At 64.5% G+C, this 16,840-nt stretch carries 18 protein-coding genes; 16 read left to right on the forward strand and 2 right to left on the reverse strand.

The annotated features are described in order from the left end of the window. Nucleotides 1-74 precede the first annotated feature (74 nt). The 14 genes from ABH924_RS07440 (at nucleotide 75) to ABH924_RS07505 (ending at nucleotide 12,988) form a co-directional block, all read left to right on the forward strand. Entirely contained in the window at nucleotides 75-1,391 is a 1,317-nt protein-coding gene (locus ABH924_RS07440; RefSeq protein WP_404497884.1) for an ABC transporter substrate-binding protein, read from the forward strand. A 10-nt stretch (nucleotides 1,392-1,401) separates the two neighbouring features. Further along, entirely contained in the window at nucleotides 1,402-2,364 is a 963-nt protein-coding gene (locus ABH924_RS07445; RefSeq protein WP_234752584.1) for a carbohydrate ABC transporter permease, read from the forward strand. Continuing rightward, nucleotides 2,364-3,257, forward strand: coding sequence for a carbohydrate ABC transporter permease (locus ABH924_RS07450; protein ID WP_234752586.1), 894 nt, complete (start codon nucleotides 2,364-2,366; stop codon nucleotides 3,255-3,257). Before ABH924_RS07445 ends, ABH924_RS07450 begins: the two co-directional genes overlap by 1 nt. A 51-nt stretch (nucleotides 3,258-3,308) precedes the next feature. Continuing rightward, nucleotides 3,309-4,052 carry a sugar phosphate isomerase/epimerase family protein gene (locus ABH924_RS07455; RefSeq protein ID WP_404497885.1) on the forward strand — a complete coding sequence of 248 codons (744 nt, stop codon included), beginning with the start codon at nucleotides 3,309-3,311 and terminating at the stop codon, nucleotides 4,050-4,052. Next, nucleotides 4,049-5,185 carry a Gfo/Idh/MocA family protein gene (locus tag ABH924_RS07460; RefSeq protein WP_404497886.1) on the forward strand — a complete coding sequence of 379 codons (1,137 nt, stop codon included), beginning with the start codon at nucleotides 4,049-4,051 and terminating at the stop codon, nucleotides 5,183-5,185. Before ABH924_RS07455 ends, ABH924_RS07460 begins: the two co-directional genes overlap by 4 nt. A gap of 9 nt (nucleotides 5,186-5,194) precedes the next feature. Next, the gene (locus ABH924_RS07465) at nucleotides 5,195-6,403 is read left to right on the forward strand and encodes a Gfo/Idh/MocA family protein (RefSeq protein WP_404497887.1); all 1,209 of its coding nucleotides are present in this window, start codon (nucleotides 5,195-5,197) and stop codon (nucleotides 6,401-6,403) included. 65 nt (nucleotides 6,404-6,468) lie between these two features. Beyond that, nucleotides 6,469-7,467 carry a sugar phosphate isomerase/epimerase family protein gene (locus ABH924_RS07470; RefSeq protein WP_404497888.1) on the forward strand — a complete coding sequence of 333 codons (999 nt, stop codon included), beginning with the start codon at nucleotides 6,469-6,471 and terminating at the stop codon, nucleotides 7,465-7,467. Between the two features lie 109 nt (nucleotides 7,468-7,576). Next, nucleotides 7,577-8,443, forward strand: coding sequence for a TolB family protein (locus tag ABH924_RS07475; protein ID WP_404497889.1), 867 nt, complete (start codon nucleotides 7,577-7,579; stop codon nucleotides 8,441-8,443). A 45-nt stretch (nucleotides 8,444-8,488) separates the two neighbouring features. After that, nucleotides 8,489-8,797, forward strand: coding sequence for a Dabb family protein (locus ABH924_RS07480; RefSeq protein ID WP_404497890.1), 309 nt, complete (start codon nucleotides 8,489-8,491; stop codon nucleotides 8,795-8,797). An 8-nt stretch (nucleotides 8,798-8,805) separates the two neighbouring features. Next, nucleotides 8,806-9,279, forward strand: coding sequence for a heme-degrading domain-containing protein (locus tag ABH924_RS07485; RefSeq protein ID WP_404497891.1), 474 nt, complete (start codon nucleotides 8,806-8,808; stop codon nucleotides 9,277-9,279). Nucleotides 9,280-9,394: 115 nt separating this feature from the next. Further along, nucleotides 9,395-10,729 (forward strand): MFS transporter, encoded by a 1,335-nt coding sequence (locus ABH924_RS07490; RefSeq protein ID WP_404497892.1) that lies wholly within the window; start codon nucleotides 9,395-9,397, stop codon nucleotides 10,727-10,729. Nucleotides 10,730-10,851: 122 nt separating this feature from the next. Next, the gene (locus ABH924_RS07495; protein ID WP_404497893.1) at nucleotides 10,852-11,382 is read left to right on the forward strand and encodes a GNAT family N-acetyltransferase; all 531 of its coding nucleotides are present in this window, start codon (nucleotides 10,852-10,854) and stop codon (nucleotides 11,380-11,382) included. A gap of 151 nt (nucleotides 11,383-11,533) precedes the next feature. After that, a complete protein-coding gene (locus ABH924_RS07500; protein WP_234752820.1) occupies nucleotides 11,534-12,232 on the forward strand; it encodes a DsbA family protein in 699 nt (232 codons plus the stop codon). 114 nt (nucleotides 12,233-12,346) lie between these two features. Further along, the gene (locus tag ABH924_RS07505) at nucleotides 12,347-12,988 is read left to right on the forward strand and encodes a TetR/AcrR family transcriptional regulator (protein WP_404497894.1); all 642 of its coding nucleotides are present in this window, start codon (nucleotides 12,347-12,349) and stop codon (nucleotides 12,986-12,988) included. Between the two features lie 39 nt (nucleotides 12,989-13,027). On the opposite strand, the gene ABH924_RS07510 is transcribed toward ABH924_RS07505, so the two are convergent. After that, nucleotides 13,028-13,762 (reverse strand): LytR C-terminal domain-containing protein, encoded by a 735-nt coding sequence (locus tag ABH924_RS07510; protein WP_234752601.1) that lies wholly within the window; start codon nucleotides 13,760-13,762, stop codon nucleotides 13,028-13,030. Then, nucleotides 13,755-14,054 (reverse strand): type II toxin-antitoxin system VapB family antitoxin, encoded by a 300-nt coding sequence (locus ABH924_RS07515; protein ID WP_059388531.1) that lies wholly within the window; start codon nucleotides 14,052-14,054, stop codon nucleotides 13,755-13,757. The genes ABH924_RS07510 and ABH924_RS07515 overlap by 8 nt, the downstream gene beginning before the upstream one ends. Nucleotides 14,055-14,224: 170 nt before the next feature. Between ABH924_RS07515 and ABH924_RS07520 the strand changes: the two genes are divergently transcribed. Beyond that, a complete protein-coding gene (locus ABH924_RS07520; protein WP_404497895.1) occupies nucleotides 14,225-15,133 on the forward strand; it encodes a hypothetical protein in 909 nt (302 codons plus the stop codon). 52 nt (nucleotides 15,134-15,185) lie between these two features. Further along, complete coding sequence (locus ABH924_RS07525) at nucleotides 15,186-16,769, forward strand: stealth family protein (protein WP_234752604.1); 1,584 nt, start codon at nucleotides 15,186-15,188, stop codon at nucleotides 16,767-16,769. The last annotated feature ends 71 nt before the right edge of the window (nucleotides 16,770-16,840 follow it).

Below are 16,840 nucleotides of genomic sequence, written 5' to 3' on the forward strand. Positions count from 1 at the left end.
TCATTAGCCTTCTCGACGACGAGCCGGACCGCACCAAAAGCGCAGACCACGCAGCGGTCCCGAAAGGAATCATCATGAATGTTCAGTCCGAAGCCAGCCGCAATTTCTCCCGCAGGGGTTTCCTCGGCCTCACGGCGGCAGCAGCGGCTGTCCCTCTGGTTGCGGCTTGCGGAGGCGGCTCCAGCTCGAGCTCCGCCGGCGGCGCCATCAAGTTCTGGGACATGCCGTGGGCCACCCCGGCCTATAACGATGCCGCGAAGAAGATCACCGAGTCCTACGCCCCGACTGGCAGCAACGGCAAGGCCGGTTACCAGATCATTCAGTGGAACAACTTTTACCAGACCTTCTCCTCGGCCATTGCGTCCAAGACCGGTCCTGCGGTGTCCACTGGTGGCGGTTTCCAGGCGTTCCAGTTCGACCAGCAGGGCCAGATCGCCTACGCGGACAAGGTCATCGACTCGCTGAAGAAGAACGGCCAGTTCGACGACTTCCTGCCCGGCGTACTGGACCCGTTCAAGTCGGACAAGGGCTACGTCGCCGTTCCGTGGCAGCTGGACATGCGCGTCTTCTGGTACCGCAAGTCCCTCTTCGACCAGGCCGGCGTCGCACTGCCCACCGACTGGGCCTCGCTGCTTGACGCAGGCAAGGCGCTGAAGAAGATCGGCGCCTTCGGCTTCGCCACCGGGTCCGGCGCCGGCAACAACATCGGCAACCACTCGATGATCATGATGATGGTCAACAACGGCGGTGGCGTCTTCACCAAGGACGGCCAGTTGGACGTCATGAACGACCGGAACGTCGAAGCCACGGAGTACCTCCTGGAACTGGTCTCCAACGGCATCATCGACCCCGCAGCAGTCAGCTACACCACGGACAACCTCAACGCGCAGTGGAAGGACAAGAAAGCCGCCTTCGGCCCGTACGTGCTGGGCGTGCCGGCTCGCGTCGGCGACACCTCCGGCGACATCATGGTGGCCAGTCCGATTGCAGGCCCGCATGGCGACAAGCACGGATTGGTGTTCCCGAACAACATCATGATGTACAAGAACACCCCGTCCCAGGAATCCTCCGAGGCCTTCCTGGCCTACTACATGGGACAGCTCAAGGAGCTGTGGCGCCAGAAGCTCATGAACGCCCTGCCGGTATTCAAATCCATCACGGAGATGCCCGAATTCACGAGCGACGCCAACAACGTCAAGATCGTCAAGGAATGGCAGCCCATCGCGAAGACCTTCGCCGCGCAGGGAACCTCGCTCAACGCCAACCTCGCTGTCCTCGACGGCGGTCAGGCACTCAACCAGTTCACCCAGACCATCCTGACCGGCAAGACCGACGCCAAGACGGCACTCACGGCCTTCAAGACCGGCCTCGAATCCGTCATCAAGAAGTAAAGCCGTCGCCATGACATCCACCACAACACAGTCCGGCCTCGCCCGGGCCCGTCGGGGGCTTGCTCCCGGCGGGTCCGGCGGCGGGTCCCTGAACCGCAAGAGCAAACTTTCGGGGCAGACCAAGCGGACGTTCTTCTGGCTCCTGCTGCCCTCGGTCATCCTGCTCGTCCTGATCCACGGCTACCCGCTGGTCTACGCCGGCGTCCAGGCCACCCACGACGGCTCCCTGATCGACACGGGCAACTTCGTCGGAGTCGACAACTTCGGCCATGTCCTGACATCCCCGGCTTTCTGGAAGGCCGCCCAGTTCACCCTGTGGTTCACCATCGTCGGCGTCTTCGGCTCCTGGCTGGTTGGCCTGGGCCTGGCCCTGCTGCTGCGCACCAAAATCCCGGCGGGCGGGACCTTCAAGGTCCTCCTCCTCCTGCCCTGGGTGGTTCCGATCGTGGTCTCCTCGACCGCCTGGAACTGGCTCGTCGCCACCCCGGACAGCCTCATCCCCTCCATCTTCCGGAACCTCGGACTGGGCACGCCCCTGTTCCTGGCGGACCCCCATCTGGCCGCGGTCATGGTCATGGTGTTCAAGGTCTGGGTCAGCTTCCCCTTCATGATGATGATGATTTCGGCAGCACTGGCCTCGGTAGACACCACCGTCTATGAAGCCGCCAGCATGGACGGTGCCAGCAAATGGCAGCAGTTCACCCAGATCACCCTCCCGCTGATCGCCCGCTCCACCTACATCAGCTGGATCCTGATGACGATCTTCTGCGTCAACGACTTCCCCACCATCTACCTCCTCACCGGCGGCGGCCCCGTTGACGCCACTACCTCCCTCGTCGTCCTGGCCTACCGCACGGTCTTCCAGGACTTCCAGACCGGTCCCGGCGTTGCCATCGCCTTCCTCATGACCCTCACCCTCGTCGTCGTGTCGGTCTTCCTGTACCGCCAGATCCGAAAGTCGAGCGTCGAATAATGAGCGCAGTACTCCACGCCCACCCCGAATCCGGACCCGCGCTCGGTGTCGCGGGACCCGAAAAATCCCGCCGCGTCCTCTCCGAAGCAGGCATGCGCGGACGCTGGTGGCGGTTCGTCCTGATCCTGGCCATCACCGCCATCGTCCTGGTCCCCATCATGGTCACCGTGGTCCTGGCCCTCACCCCGGGCCCCAACAGCACCGCGACCGGCCTCACCCTGGAGAACCTCAGCAACGTCTTCTCCGAGACCCTGGCCGCCACCTGGCTCAAGAACAGTCTCATCACCACCGTCAGCACCGTGATCGTCGCCGTCGCCGTGGCCGCACCCGCCGGCTATGTCCTCTCCCGCGGCCGATCCAGGGCCGTCTCCGGCTACTCCCTGCTGCTGTTCGTCATGCAGTCCCTGCCGATCATCACCTCCGTGGTGCCGCTGTTCATCCTGTTCGCAGGCCTGGGACTCGTGGACAACCTCATGGGACTGATCATCATCTACGTCGGCTCGACAATGACCGTGGCCACGTGGATGATGGCGGCATACTTCGATTCCATCCCGGTCAGCCTCGAGGAGGCCTCGTGGATCGACGGCTGCTCAGTGTTCGGATCGTTCACGAAGGTAGTGCTGCGCAATTCCCTTCCCGGCATCCTGTCCACGGCCATCTTCGCCTTCCTCCTGGCCTGGAACGACTACCTTGTCGCCATCGTGTTCCTGCGCTCCAACGAAATCTTCACCCTCCCCATGGGCGTCCAGTCGTTCTTCCAGCAAAACCAGACCGACTGGTCCGGCGTCATGGCCCTCGCGGTCATCATGATGCTCCCGCCGATCATCGTCTTCGCCACCCTGAACAAATACTTCAGCGTCGGCGGCATCGGCGGATCCCTCGCCGGCCGCTAACGGCCGCTATATGCCTCGCATCGCACGCAACTGACAACGCAAAGGAAAACCATGTCTTACTCCATCCAGCTGTACACCCTGCGCAATGCCATGCAGGAAGACCTGCCGGGCACCATCAAGAAGGTTGCCGAGATCGGCTACACGCAAGTTGAACCCTACAACTTCGTCGCCACGGCGAAGGAGCTCGGCGCTGCATTGAAGGAGAACGGGCTCAGCGCCCCGTCCGGGCACGCGCCGCTGCTGAGCCAGGACCAGGATGAGATCTTCGCAGCCGCCAAGGAACTGGGCATTGCGACCGTGATCGATCCCTACCTGCCTGCCGAGCACTGGCAGGCAGCCGAGGACATCCAGGCCACGGCGGAAAAGCTCAACGCCGCCGCGAAGAAGGGCGCCGAATACGGCATCCGCGTCGGCTACCACAACCACGCCTGGGAACTCGAGTCCACCATCGAGGGCCAGACAGGCCTGGAGTACTTCGAAGGCCTCCTTGACCCGGAACTCGTCCTGGAAGTCGACACCTACTGGGCCTCGGTCGGTGGCCAGAACCCGGTGGAACTGCTCGCCCGCCTCGGTGACCGGGTGAAGTTCATCCACATCAAGGACGGCCCCGGCACCACGGACACCAAGGCCCAGCTTCCGGCGGGCCAGGGCACCATTCCGGTGCTCGACGTCGTTGCTGCCGCAAAGTCCCTCGAAGTCGGCGTCGTTGAGTTCGACGACTACGCCGGCGACATCTTCGAAGGCATCGCCGAAAGCCTCGCCTTCCTCAACGCAGCACAGGAAGTGAACGCATGAGCGCCGCAACACACCAGACCACCCCTTCCACCCGACGGGGACCCGTGGGCGTCGCGGTGATCGGCGCGGGCAACATCAGCAAGGCCTACCTGGACAACCTGACGGTTTTCCCGGACCTGAAGGTCCACGTCATCGCCGACCTGTTCGAGGACGCCGCGGAAGCGCGGGCCAAGGAATACGGCGTCCCCGGGTGGGGCGGGGTGGACGCGGCGCTGAACCATCCCGACGTCGAGATCATCGTGAACCTGACCATCCCGGCAGCGCACGTCGAGGTGGCCACGGCCGCCGTGAACGCCGGCAAGCACGTCTGGACCGAGAAGCCGTTCTCCCTGGACCGCGAATCCGGGCTGGCCCTGCTCAAGACGGCCGACGCCGCGGGCATCCGGCTGGGCTGCGCACCTGACACCTTCCTGGGCGCGGGGCTGCAGACTGCCCGCCGGATCATCGAACGCGGTGACATCGGCACCCCGCTGACCGCCCTGACCATGTTCCAGACCCCCGGCCCGGAGTCCTGGCACCCGAACCCGGCGTTCCTCTTCGCCCACGGCGCGGGTCCGCTCTTCGACATGGGCCCTTACTACATCACCGCGCTCGTGCAGGCCTTCGGCTCGGTCCGCAGGGTCGCCGCCGTCGGCTCCAAAGCCAAGGACGTCCGCGTGGTCGGTTCCGGGCCCAAGGCCGGGGAGGAATTCCCCGTCGAGGTCCCCACCCATGTCAGTGCGATGCTCCAGTTCGAGGGCGGCGCCTCTTCGCACAGCGTCTTCAGCTTTGAATCCCCCCGCCTGCGGATGGGCTTCGTGGAGATCACCGGCACCGAGGGCACCCTGGAGTTGCCTGATCCGAACTACTTCGACGGCGACCTCAAGCTCTGGCGCGCGGGAGCCGAAGAAGCGGAAATCATTCCCGCCACGGGACCGGCCAACGGCCGTGGCATGGGGGTGCTGGACATGGCCCGGTCCCTGCGCGCCGGTGTCCCGCACCGCGCCCAGGGAGCCCTCGCCTACCACGTGGTCGATACCCTGGTTTCCATTTCCGAGTCCGCCGAAACCGGCACCTTTGTAGGCGTCGACAGCTCCGCCGTGACCTCCCAGGCCCTCCCCGAGGACTGGGACCCGATGGCCGCCACCCTCTAGGAATCACTCATGACCAGCTCCGCCCCCACCCCCACCACCCCGCACCACGGCGCCTCCCCGGAGGGGCCCAGCGCGGGTAAGACAATCCTGGGTGTTGCCGCGATCGGTTACGCGTTCATGGGCAAGGCCCATTCGAACGCGTGGCGGAACGTGGCCGGCTTCTTCGACGTTCCGGCCTTCGAGCAGAAAGTGCTCGTGGGCCGGGATACGGACCAGGTTGCCCGGGCCGCGGCGAAGTACGGGTGGAGCGAGTCCGCCACTGACTGGCGTTCGGTCCTGGAGCGCGATGACATCCATATCGTGGATATCTGCGCCCCGGGCTGGATGCATGCCGAGATCGCCATCGCCGCGCTCGAGGCGGGCAAGCACGTGCTCGTGGAGAAACCCCTCGCGAACACCCTGGCCGAGGCCGAAACCATGACGGATGCCGCGCGTGCCGCCCGGGCGCGCGGCGTCCAGTCCATGATCGGCTTCAACTACCGCCGGGTGCCGGCCCTGGCCCTGGCGAAGGAGCTGATCGCCGAGGGCAGGCTGGGCACGGTCCGGCACGTCCGCGCCGCCTACCTGCAGGACTGGCTCGTGGACCCGGACTCCCCCATGACCTGGCGGCTGAACAAGGAAACCGCCGGATCCGGTGCGCTGGGCGACATCGCCTCGCACGCGATCGACCAGGTCCTCTTCCTGCTCGGGGACACGGTCACCGAGGTCTCCGGCCGGCTGCACACCTTCGTGGACAGCCGTCCCGGGCCGGACGGTCCGGAACAAGTCACGGTCGACGACGCCGCCTGGGCCACGCTGACCCTTGCTTCCGGGGCGGTCGCCTCGGTGGAAGTCTCCCGCATGGCCACGGGCAAGAAGAACTCGCTCACGATGGAAATCTACGGCGACAAGGGCTCGCTCCTGTTCGACCTGGAAACCATCAACGAACTGGGTTTCATGGACGCCACGGTGCCCGTCAGGGAGCAGGGCTTCCGACGAATCCTCGTCAACGAACCCGACCACCCCTACATGCACGCCTGGTGGCCCCAGGGCCACGTGATCGGCTGGGAGCACACCTTCACCCACGAAATCCGCGACTTCCTGACCGCTGTGGCGACCGGAACCCCGCCCACACCCTCCTTCGAGGACGGGCTCGCCGTCCAGCAGGTCCTGGCCGCCATCGAAGAATCCGCCGACGCCAAGTCCGCCATCATCCAGGTCGCCGCCCACCGACCATAACCGGCCACTGAGCACCCCGGCCTTCCGTTTTCCCCTCCCCCCGCAATCTTTCCCAAGGAGAACCAATGCCCCGCCCGTACACCTTGTTCACCGGCCAGTGGGCCGACCTGCCCTTCGAGGAAGTCGCCCGCCTCGCCTCCGGCTGGGGCTATGACGGCCTGGAAATCGCCGTGTCCGGGGACCACCTGGACGCCTGGCGCTGGGACGAACCCGGCTACGTCGAATCCAAACTCGCCATCCTGGACAAATACAACCTCAAGGTCTGGGCCATTTCCAACCACCTCAAGGGCCAGGCCGTCTGCGATGACCCCATCGACTTCCGCCACCAAGCCATCGTCGGGGCCAAGGTCTGGGGCGACGGCGACCCCGAAGGCGTCCGCGCCCGCGCAGCCGAGGAAATGAAACACACCGCCCGCCTCGCCCGCGCGCTCGGCGTGGACACCGTCGTCGGGTTCACCGGCTCCTCCATCTGGCAATACGTCGCCATGTTCCCGCCCGTCCCCGAAAAAGTCATCGAGGCCGGCTACCAGGACTTCGCGGACCGCTGGAACCCCATCCTGGACGTCTTCGACGACTGCGGGGTCCGCTTCGCCCACGAAGTCCACCCCTCCGAAATCGCCTACGACTACTGGACCACCGTCCGGACCCTCGAAGCGATCGGGCACCGCGAAGCGTTCGGGCTGAACTGGGACCCCTCCCACTTCATGTGGCAAGGCATCGACCCCGTCTCCTTCATCTGGGACTTCAAGGACCGGATCTACCACGTGGACTGCAAGGACACCAAGCTGCGCCCCACCGGCCGGAACACCGTCCTGGGCTCCCACCTGCCCTGGGGCGACCCCCGCCGGGGCTGGGACTTCGTCTCCGCCGGACGCGGCGACGTGCCCTGGGAATCGAGTTTCCGCGCACTCACCGCCATCGGCTACAACGGTCCGATCTCCGTGGAATGGGAAGACGCCGGCATGGACCGCCTCCACGGCGCCCCCGAAGCCCTCGCCGCCCTCAAGAAGTTCGACTTCCCGCCCTCCCAAACCTCCTTCGACGCCGCCTTCAGCCAGGACTAACCCTCCGGTTAGCGCGAGTTGGCAACAGATGACCCCAAAATCCGATTTTGCGGGCATCTGCTGCCAACTCGCGCCCCGATTCGCCCACAACGAAAGGTCATCCCGCACTGTGATACGAACCCTTCGGCCAGGCCAGCGCTGCGAAGTCTGGATCGCCTCCGCCACCGGCAGTTCCGAACTGGCCTTCACCACGGACGAGCTGCTGCTGGAGGCACCGAACTGGACGCTCGATGGCCAGGCCCTCATCCTCAACGGGGACGGTGTTCTCTGGCGGCTGGACCTTTCCGGAGGACTCGAAAAGATAGCCATCACCGGCGTCCCGGACCTCAACAACGACCACGTCCTCGCGCCCGACGGCTCCACCATCTACCTCTCGGCGAATGACGGCCACATCTACCGCGCGGATCTTCGGGGCGGCGAGGCGGACCGCCTCACCTCCGACGACGGGTCCTTCCATTTCCTGCACGGCGTCAGTCCGGACGGACTTGAACTCGCCTACGTAGGCATCGACGGCGGCGATTTCAGCAACCCGGGCCAAGTCATGACGATGCCCGCGGCCGGCGGCCCACCGGCGCTCGTGGACACCGGCCCTGGCCACTGCGACGGGCCCGAGTACTCTCCGGACGGGAAATGGCTCTACTTCAATACCGAGTCATTCACCACGCAGGCCGGGCATGCGCAGATTGCCCGGGCACGGGTTGACGGTACGGGCTTTGAACGGCTGCTCCACAGCGAAACCGTCGATTGGTTCCCGCACCTCGCCCCAGACGCACGCCTCGCCAGTTACATCCGCTTTCCGAGCGGAACCGTCGGCCACCCCGCGGACTTGCGGGTCGACGTCGTACTTGTTTCCACCAGCGACTGGGCCACCCCGCTCCACACGTGGCCCCTCTTCGGCGGCCAGGGAACCCTCAACGTCAACAGTTGGTCACCCGACTCCACCCGTTTCGCTTTTGTCGCCTACCCGGAAAACTAAAGTGGCTTTTGCGGAAGCCACGCTGCCCACTTCGATTGGAATGCCATGATCCGTCACACGGTTACATTCTCCCTCTTCCACGAGCCCGGTTCCTCCGGGGAGCGGGAATTCCTGGACGCAGCAGTCGCCGCGTTGACCGCAATACCAGTGGTTCAGGACTTCCGAGTGTCCCGCCAGGTTTCAAAGAAGAGCCCGCTCAATTTTCAGTTTGAAATGAAGTTCGACGGCGCGGAGGCCTTCAATTCCTACAATGACCATCCTGCCCACGTCGGATTCGTGGAGACCCGGTGGGCGAAGGAAGTGTCCGACTTCCAGGAGTTCGATTTCGAACCCTACGGCCAGGAAGGACGGTAGGGGGCTCCATGGCTAACATCGCCGCCCTTGAAGCATTGGAAACGCTTAAACGCCAGGAAGAGGAGCTGATTTTCACCTCCTTCGACCATGGGGACGCCTGGAGGCTCGGCTCACGGTTGACCAGCATGGCCCAGGAGGCCGGTCACGCGATCGGCATCGACATCCGGCGCCCCGGGCTCATTCTTTTCCGCGCTGCGTTGCCGGGAATCACACCGGACCAGGAATCGTGGATCGCGCGGAAATCCGCACTCGTCTTGCGGATGGAAGCAAGCAGCGCACTTGTCGAAGCCCGGCTGTCCTCCGCCGGTATCGATCCAATAGCCACGGGGTGGCTCGGCGCCGACTATGCCGTGACAGGGGGCTCGTTTCCCGTGCGGGTCCGTGGCGTTGGAGTGGTCGCCGCGGTCACGGCATCAGGCCTTTCATCGCAGGAGGATCATGACCTCATTGTCGAAGGGATCCGGCAACATCTCACCACCTAAGCAAGAACCCTCGCCAAAAAATTGTTGAACAATTCCTTCTGTTGATGCATCATTGGGTGTAGGCCCCGATTGAGATCGGGATCACAAAGCCCGCCCAACGTTCCATGGAGGAACCATGTCCGCGACCACTTCGCCAAGTTCAACACGGCGCAGCAAACCCTCGGCAGGCGCCGTCAAAGCCTTCATTGCCAGCGTCACAGGAACCTCCCTGGAGTACTACGACTTCGCCATCTACTCGGTCGCCTCCGCGCTCGTCTTCCCCAAGATCTTCTTCCCCACGAACGACGAAACCACCGGTCTCCTGTTGTCCTTCTCGGCCTTCGCGGTGGGTTACCTCGCCCGGCCTATCGGCGGCGTTGTCTTTGGCCGGCTCGGGGACAAGATCGGACGCAAGAACGTCCTGGTCATCACCCTCATCCTCATCGGCGCGGCCACGGTCCTCATCGGCGCCTTGCCGGATTACCACACCATCGGCATTGGGGCCACGATCATCCTGGTCCTTCTTCGCCTGGCCCAGGGGATCGGCGTAGGCGGCGAATGGGGCGGCGCCGTGTTGCTGTCCAGCGAGTACGCCAATCCCAGCAAGCGCGGATTCTGGTCTTCCGCAGCCCAGATCGGGCCGCCCGCAGGCAACCTGATGGCAAACGGCGCACTGGCCGTCCTCGCCGCCGTCATGAGCAACGATGCCTTCATCGCCTGGGGTTGGCGCGTGGCCTTCCTCAGCTCGGCCATCCTGGTTGCCTTCGGGCTCGTCATCCGGCTCAAGCTCGAGGAAACCCCGGTGTTCAAGGCCATCGAGGCCACCGGCGAACGGCCCAAGGCTCCCATCAAGGAAGTCCTCACCACCCAGTTCCGTCCCCTGCTCGCCGCCGCGTTGTGCCGGATTTGCCCCGACGTCTTGTACGCCTTGTTCACCGTCTTTGTCGCGGTCTACGCCACCAAGGAACTGGGGATGACCACGGGCAACGTCCTGGGTGCAGTCCTGGTGGGCTCGGCCTTCCAGCTGTTCCTGATCCCGGCCGCAGGAGCCGTCACGGACCGGTTCAACCGCCGGCTGGTCTATGGCATCACCGCCGCGGCCACAGCCGTGTACATCCCGCTGTTCTTCCTCATGATCCAGTCCCGCTCCGTCCTGGTGCTGACCGTCGGCGTCGTGATCGGCCTCGGGTTGCACGCCTTCATGTACGGCCCGCAGGCGGCCTTCATCACCGAACAATTCCCGGCCAGGCTCCGTTATGCCGGCAGTTCCCTCGCGTACACGGTGGCGGGCGTCGTGGGTGGAGCGGTGGCACCGTTGATCTTCACGGCCCTCTACGCCGCCACCGGAAGCTGGCTCCTGATCGCCGCATACTTGCTCGCCACGGCCGTCGTCACCATCGTCGGCCTCGCCTTAGGCCGGGATCCCGAGCCGGACGAGGATCTTCGCCTCCTTGCGGAAGCCCGCGCCTAAGCAGCCCGGCGCCCCGGAACCGGAACGCTTCGGCGGGCCACCGCCGTCGTAATCTTTCCTGAAATGCCCCTTAAGATCAGTCTTGAGGGGCATTTCGGTGCCCGATTTCCCGAGAGGACCGCATGAGCCAGACAATCCGTGAAGCAACAGCGGACGACGCCGGACGGCTGGCGGAGCTTGCCGCCGTCACCTTTCCGCTCGCCTGCCCGCCGGACTCCTCGCCCGAGGACATCGCCGCGCACCTGCGCAGGACGCTCAGCGCGGAGAAGTTCACGGAATACCTTGCCGATCCGGACGTCACCATCCTGGCCATCGACGCCGCCGGGGAACTCCGCGGCTACAGCATGCTCGTGGCCCGACCGACGAGCGATTCCGACGTCGCTTCGGCCCTGACGCTCAGCCCCTGCACGGAACTGAGCAAGTGCTATGTGCATCCCGAGCACCACGGCCTGGGTGCTGCCGCGGAGCTCATGAAGGCCACGTTGGACCGCGCTGCGGGCTCGGGTGCTGCCGGGGTGTGGCTTGGCGTCAACAGCCAGAACGCCAAGGCCATCCGCTTCTACGAGAAGAGTGGATTCAGGAAGGTCGGCACCAAGTCGTTCCGCCTGGGCAATGCCGTGGAGCACGATTTCGTGATGGAGCGGGCGGTCTAGGGCGCGCAAACAGTTCCACGACGCCCGGATACGCGTAGCGCCCGCCCGCTTCTGCCTCTCACACCATTTTGCGTGTCGTGAACGCCGGGTTGTGACCAGTCCAACAGGCCATTCCGGGAATGCCGGGCCTCCACTTCCGGTTGTCGCCGTCATGAAGATTGAGATCTGGTCAGACGTCGCTTGCCCGTGGTGCTACATCGGAAAGCGCAGGTTCGAAACGGCCCTCGCCGAATTCCCACACCGCGACTCGGTCGAGATCCAGTGGCGCAGTTACCAGTTGGACCCGGGCATCCCGGAACACTACGACGGAACCGAGCTCGATTACCTGAGCAAGCGCAAGGGCATGAACCCCGCGCAGGTCAGCCAGATGTTCGAGCACGTGGCGTTGCAGGCAAAGGGCGAGGGCCTCAACTACCGTTTCGACGACGTCGTGGTGGCCAACAGCTTCACGGCACACCGCCTCATCCACCTCGCGGCCGCCCACGGCAAGCAGGACGAGGCCAAGGAGTTGCTCCTGAGCGGCCATTTTGAACACGGCAAGGACATCGGGAGCCAGGAATACCTGACCGGGCTCGGCAGCGACTTGGGCCTGCCGGAAGCGGAAATCGCTGAGTTGTTCAGCACCGACAAGTACGCAGAGGACGTCCGCGGCGACATCGCCGAAGCCCGGATGCTCGGCGTCACCGGCGTGCCGTTCTTTGTCATCGACCGCAAGTACGGGCTCTCCGGCGCGCAGCCCTCCGAGGTCTTCACCCAGGCCCTCACACAGGCATGGCAGGAAGCGAATCCGCTGGTCGCCGTCGGCAGCCCCGACGCCGAAGCCTGCGGCCCCGACGGCTGCGCGATCTAGAACCTTTGCGCGAGCTGGCAGCAGATGACCCCGACAGCGCGCTGAGTGGTCATCTGCTGCCAGCTCGCGCCGTACCCAACCAACTTTACTGACAGATCCCTGTAAAGTGTCTGTATGCCTAGGATTACGGCCGCCACCAATGCGGCGCAACGCGCTGAAACCCGACGCCGGGTCCTGACAGCTTTCGGCGAACTGCTCTTCACCCACGGCCTGCCCGGCTTGACCATGACCGACGTCGCGCGGCACGCTGGCGTCGGCCGGACGGCGGTATACAACTACTACGCCGACATGGAACAGCTCCTCATCGCGTACGCCTTGGACGAGACCGAGCGATTCCTGGGCGATCTCCGCGAATCCCTCGCGGCACTGCAGAACCCGGTGGACCGCCTGGCCCTTTATGTGCGCGCCCAGGTCGAAGATCTGAGCCGTCGGCACCTCCCGCCGGGCCCTGCGATGGGGGCTGTCCTCTCCCCTGCTTCCTTTGCGAAATTGGCAGATCACGTCGGCGAACTCAACCTGCTGCTCCAGGACATCCTGCGCGACGGAATCGCAGCCGGCTACCTCCCGCCCACCGACGTCGGCCAGCTCGCGAGGCTTATCCACGGAACTCTTTCCTCCAGCGCGGCACGCGGCAATGCCGCGAACGGGACAGAGCTGGACGAGCTTGAGGAGCGGCTGGTCCAGACCGTGCGGTTCATCCAGTTGGGCGCAGGAGCAAGGTTCGACGACAACGGACGGCCCGCGCGCTTGGCGTGACTCGCCCGCGGGGCTGGCGCTGTCCGCGGAAAGCCAGCGCTAAGGCGTCGGCATCACTGGCAGCTTCGCATTGTCCGCAATCCTCTGGTCCAGGCGGGGACAACTGAGCTTGCCCGGGGTGTTATCCACAAGTTCCGGTGGCACCAGTGCCGAGAAGCCGGGCGCGAGAATGAGGTCCACGGAGGCATCCGTGCGTTGGTCCTGGAAGTAGTCGGTGCCCGCGATGTTCCTCTGGATGTTGAAAGCCGCCGCTTGGCCGCCGGATCCCGAAACAACCATGGCCGGGCCGGCGTAGCTCGTGGTGGAGTTGTCGACGGTGCCGACGTTGTATCCCCGGGCTTTCAACTGGTCTGCCACGTTCTTGGCCAGGCCGGCCCTGCCGGCGGCGTTGTAGATATTTACGCTGATCTTGTTGTTGGGCATGTAGTCGAAAACAGTGGGAGGACACACGGCCGCCGGCGACTGGCTTGCAACGGCGGAGGGGAAACGGATCACGCCATTGATGACTGCCCAGGCGCCCACGAGCCCGGCAACGACCAGTCCGACGAGCAGCGCGAGAACGATCCCATGCAAGAGGCGGCGGCTGAACCACCCTGGATGGCTCTCAGGCGCAGGAGTCTCAGCAAAAGTTGCCCTGAGTTCCGGACCGGTGACAACGCGATGACCGTGCAGACTCGTCGGGTCTTTCTGACGACCGGGACGTTTCCGGCGCTTCCTCGGGTCCGCATTCTCGGGCACTGCGACCTGCTCTTCCGGGATTGTTTCGTTAACCATCTATCACGAGCACCCGGGCGTGGATGGCCGTGCGCTGGTGGAGCGCAGTACGGACTGCACGGTGGAGCCCGTCTTCTAGATACAACAGGCCTTGGTACTGCACCACATGCGGGAAAAGGTCGCCGAAGAACGTTGAATCTTCAGCCAGCAGTGCTTCCAAGTCAAGGGTGCGCTTGGTGGTGACAAGTTCGTCGAGCCGGACAGGACGGGGCGGCAGCGAGGCCCAGTCCTTGGGCGTGGAAAAACCATGGTCAGGGTACGGGCGTCCCTCGCCCACAGCTTTGAATATCACGTTGCAAGCCTAAAGAAGTAAGGCGTCCAAGGGAACTTGTGAGAAGTCGGTCACCAAGGTTGTGGCCAAAAGGTAACCGTTGACGGACGGTGCGCGCTGAAACGTTGCCGCCTGCCGCCGTCGGCCGTCACACCGCTGCCGACATAACGCCGGACTGACAGAATGGGTTCATGACTGCTTCAATGCCAGGCACGCACCCTGCTGCTCCCGCCCTCGCACTCCTCCTCGACGTCGACGGCCCTGTCGCGAGTCCCGTGACGCGCGACGTGAAGCCGGAAATCATCGCGGACCTCGTGGGCTTGGCATCCGCAGGCATCCCCGTCATTTTCAACACCGGCCGTTCAGACGCTTTCATCCGCGAGCAGGTCATGGCACCCATGATCGCAGCCGGAATGCCTGCGGGAACGGTGGTCCACGCGATCTGCGAGAAGGGCGCCGTGTGGTTCAGCTACACCTCGGGCGGCCCGGGACCCATCCATGTGGACCACGACCTTGCTGTTCCGAAGGCCTACGGCGACGACGTCCGCCGCATGGTGGCGGAGGACTATGCGACGCACATGTTTTTCGATGAGACAAAGCGCGCCATGGTGTCGGTGGAGCAGCATCTGGACGTCTCAAGTGACGACTTCCTGGCCGAGCAGAAGCTCTTCGACGCCGATGCCTTGGAGCTCATGGGCAGGCACGGGCTCTCCGCCGCCCTCCTGGATCACCACGCGCCAGAGTCCGACGACGCCGCCGACTACCGCCTGGATCCCACCATCATCTCCACGGACATCGAGTCCATCCGGCTCGGCAAGGATCTCGGCGCCAGCCGCGCTGTGGAACTCCTCGCCGCCCAGGGCATCACCCCGCAGGCCTGGCGGACGGTCGGCGATTCGCGCACGGACTACGCCATGGCGGATTGGCTCCACCACAACGACCACAGCGTCAAGCACGTCGACGTCCGGCCCGCGGACGGCGTGCCCAACAAGCCCTACGATGTTCTTACAGCCACAGACCTCGGCCTGGGCGACGACGTCATTCACGACGACGCCGGAGGCGCATTCCTCCGCAGTTGGCGTGAAGCCTTGGTGGGCTAAGGTCACCAAGCCCGCGCGAACCACAACCTTTCGGAGAAAAGCCATCACAGACATGGACCAGCAAGCAATCTACTTCGGTAGCCCCGCCTCCGACGACGATGCGGTCGTTCCCGAACCGACGTCGCCCGCAGTCGACGCGCGCCTCAAGCACCGTGCCGACGTCGTCCGCCATCGCGGCCGATACAGCTTGCTGAACCAGAACCGCACCCCGCAACAAGTGATGGTCGAAGACCTACTCGTTATCCGCGCTGCACTCGACGCGGCCGGGCTCGACTTCATCCTGGTCCGTGGCAACGATCACAGGCCAGTGATTGCCGTCGATTGGAAGCTCCGGAAGAAACTGCGCCAGGCTTTGGTCTCCGCTTTCCGGAACGAGCCGTTCTACTCCATGACGGTTGATGCGCGGAAGAAGTCCACGTTGCTGGTGGCCGACGGCGAGCTCTCGAGCAACCGGAAGGCCCGGATCTTCCGGCTCTTCCGTCCACGCGTCGAGCCCGGGGGCGGGCTGACTTACGGCCCCTCGCTGGGCGTGCAACTGGAATTGTGGGAGTTCGACGGCGATCAACTCGTGTTGCCGGTGGAAAACTCCCTGACCCGGCGAACCATGTTGCGCCAGGACGCTGTCCGGGGCACGGTGGAACGCCATGGGCTGAGCTGGCCGACCATCGAGAACATGTTCGCGGACCACGCGAGCGACATCGACTTCGACGTCGACATCGTCTTTTCATGGGTAGACGGCAACGATCCCGCGTACATTGCCGCGCGCCGCGAGCAGATGAAAGACGCAGTCGTGGGCGAGGGCGACGCCCACGAGGCCCGTTTCCGGCAGATCAACGAGCTCAAATATGCCCTGCGCTCCGTGTACATGTATGCGCCCTGGATTCGCCGGATCTACATCGCCACGGACTCCCCCGCGCCGGAGTGGCTGGCAGAGCATCCGAGCGTCAGGATCATGCGCAGCGAGGAGTTCTTCAAGGACCCCACGGTGCTGCCCACCCACAATTCCCAGGCCGTGGAATCCCAGTTGCACCACATTGAGGACCTCTCCGAGCACTTCCTGTATTCCAACGACGACATGTTCTTCGGCCGGCCCGTGGCACCGGACATGTTCTTCACTCCCGGCGGAATCACCAAGTTCATCGAGGCCTCCACCCGGATCGGACTGGGAGAGAACGACGCCGAACGCAGCGGCTTCGAGAACGCGGCCCGCGTCAACAGGAAACTCCTCTGGGAGCGGTTCGGGCGCATCACCACACGCCACTTGGAGCACACCGCCGCGCCCCTTCGCCGCAGCGTGATCGCAGAGATGGAGCGCGAGTTTCCGGCCGAATTCGCCAAGACGGCAGCCAGCAGGTTCCGTGCGGCGGACAACATCTCGGTGACCAACTCGTTCTACCACTACTACTCGTTGCTCACGGGTCGGGCAGTGACGCAGACGGCAGCGAAGGTCAGGTATGTGGACACCACCCTGTGGTCCGGGCTGCACTACTTGCCCACCTTGCTAGCCAAGCGCAACGTGGACTTCTTCTGCCTCAACGATGGCAGCTTCCCCGAGGTGGCTGCCGACGAAAGGGCCGGACTCGTGACGGACTTCATGGAGAAGTACTTCCCGGTCAAGGCGCCGTGGGAGAAGTAGTCCGGGAACGGGCCCGCTCCGGGTTGATTCAGTGAGCTCGCCGACCAGGGTTGCCGCACACGGCACGTCCG

Source organism: Arthrobacter sp. GAS37, from assembly GCF_044908325.1.
Lineage (GTDB): Bacteria > Actinomycetota > Actinomycetes > Actinomycetales > Micrococcaceae > Arthrobacter > Arthrobacter ramosus.

Bases quoted from the DNA above. Each gene is read 5' to 3' on its own strand.
- ABH924_RS07525 (WP_234752604.1), top strand. From the start codon at position 15,186: ATGGACCAGCAAGCAATCTACTTCGGTAGCCCCGCCTCCGACGACGAT.
- ABH924_RS07485 (WP_404497891.1), top strand. From the start codon at position 8,806: ATGGCTAACATCGCCGCCCTTGAAGCATTGGAAACGCTTAAACGCCAG.
- ABH924_RS07490 (WP_404497892.1), top strand. From the start codon at position 9,395: ATGTCCGCGACCACTTCGCCAAGTTCAACACGGCGCAGCAAACCCTCG.
- ABH924_RS07460 (WP_404497886.1), top strand. From the start codon at position 4,049: ATGAGCGCCGCAACACACCAGACCACCCCTTCCACCCGACGGGGACCC.
- ABH924_RS07520 (WP_404497895.1), top strand. From the start codon at position 14,225: ATGACTGCTTCAATGCCAGGCACGCACCCTGCTGCTCCCGCCCTCGCA.
- ABH924_RS07455 (WP_404497885.1), top strand. From the start codon at position 3,309: ATGTCTTACTCCATCCAGCTGTACACCCTGCGCAATGCCATGCAGGAA.
- ABH924_RS07450 (WP_234752586.1), top strand. From the start codon at position 2,364: ATGAGCGCAGTACTCCACGCCCACCCCGAATCCGGACCCGCGCTCGGT.
- ABH924_RS07465 (WP_404497887.1), top strand. From the start codon at position 5,195: ATGACCAGCTCCGCCCCCACCCCCACCACCCCGCACCACGGCGCCTCC.
- ABH924_RS07480 (WP_404497890.1), top strand. From the start codon at position 8,489: ATGATCCGTCACACGGTTACATTCTCCCTCTTCCACGAGCCCGGTTCC.
- ABH924_RS07440 (WP_404497884.1), top strand. From the start codon at position 75: ATGAATGTTCAGTCCGAAGCCAGCCGCAATTTCTCCCGCAGGGGTTTC.
- ABH924_RS07510 (WP_234752601.1), bottom strand. From the start codon at position 13,762: ATGGTTAACGAAACAATCCCGGAAGAGCAGGTCGCAGTGCCCGAGAAT.
- ABH924_RS07505 (WP_404497894.1), top strand. From the start codon at position 12,347: ATGCCTAGGATTACGGCCGCCACCAATGCGGCGCAACGCGCTGAAACC.
- ABH924_RS07500 (WP_234752820.1), top strand. From the start codon at position 11,534: ATGAAGATTGAGATCTGGTCAGACGTCGCTTGCCCGTGGTGCTACATC.
- ABH924_RS07470 (WP_404497888.1), top strand. From the start codon at position 6,469: ATGCCCCGCCCGTACACCTTGTTCACCGGCCAGTGGGCCGACCTGCCC.
- ABH924_RS07445 (WP_234752584.1), top strand. From the start codon at position 1,402: ATGACATCCACCACAACACAGTCCGGCCTCGCCCGGGCCCGTCGGGGG.
- ABH924_RS07495 (WP_404497893.1), top strand. From the start codon at position 10,852: ATGAGCCAGACAATCCGTGAAGCAACAGCGGACGACGCCGGACGGCTG.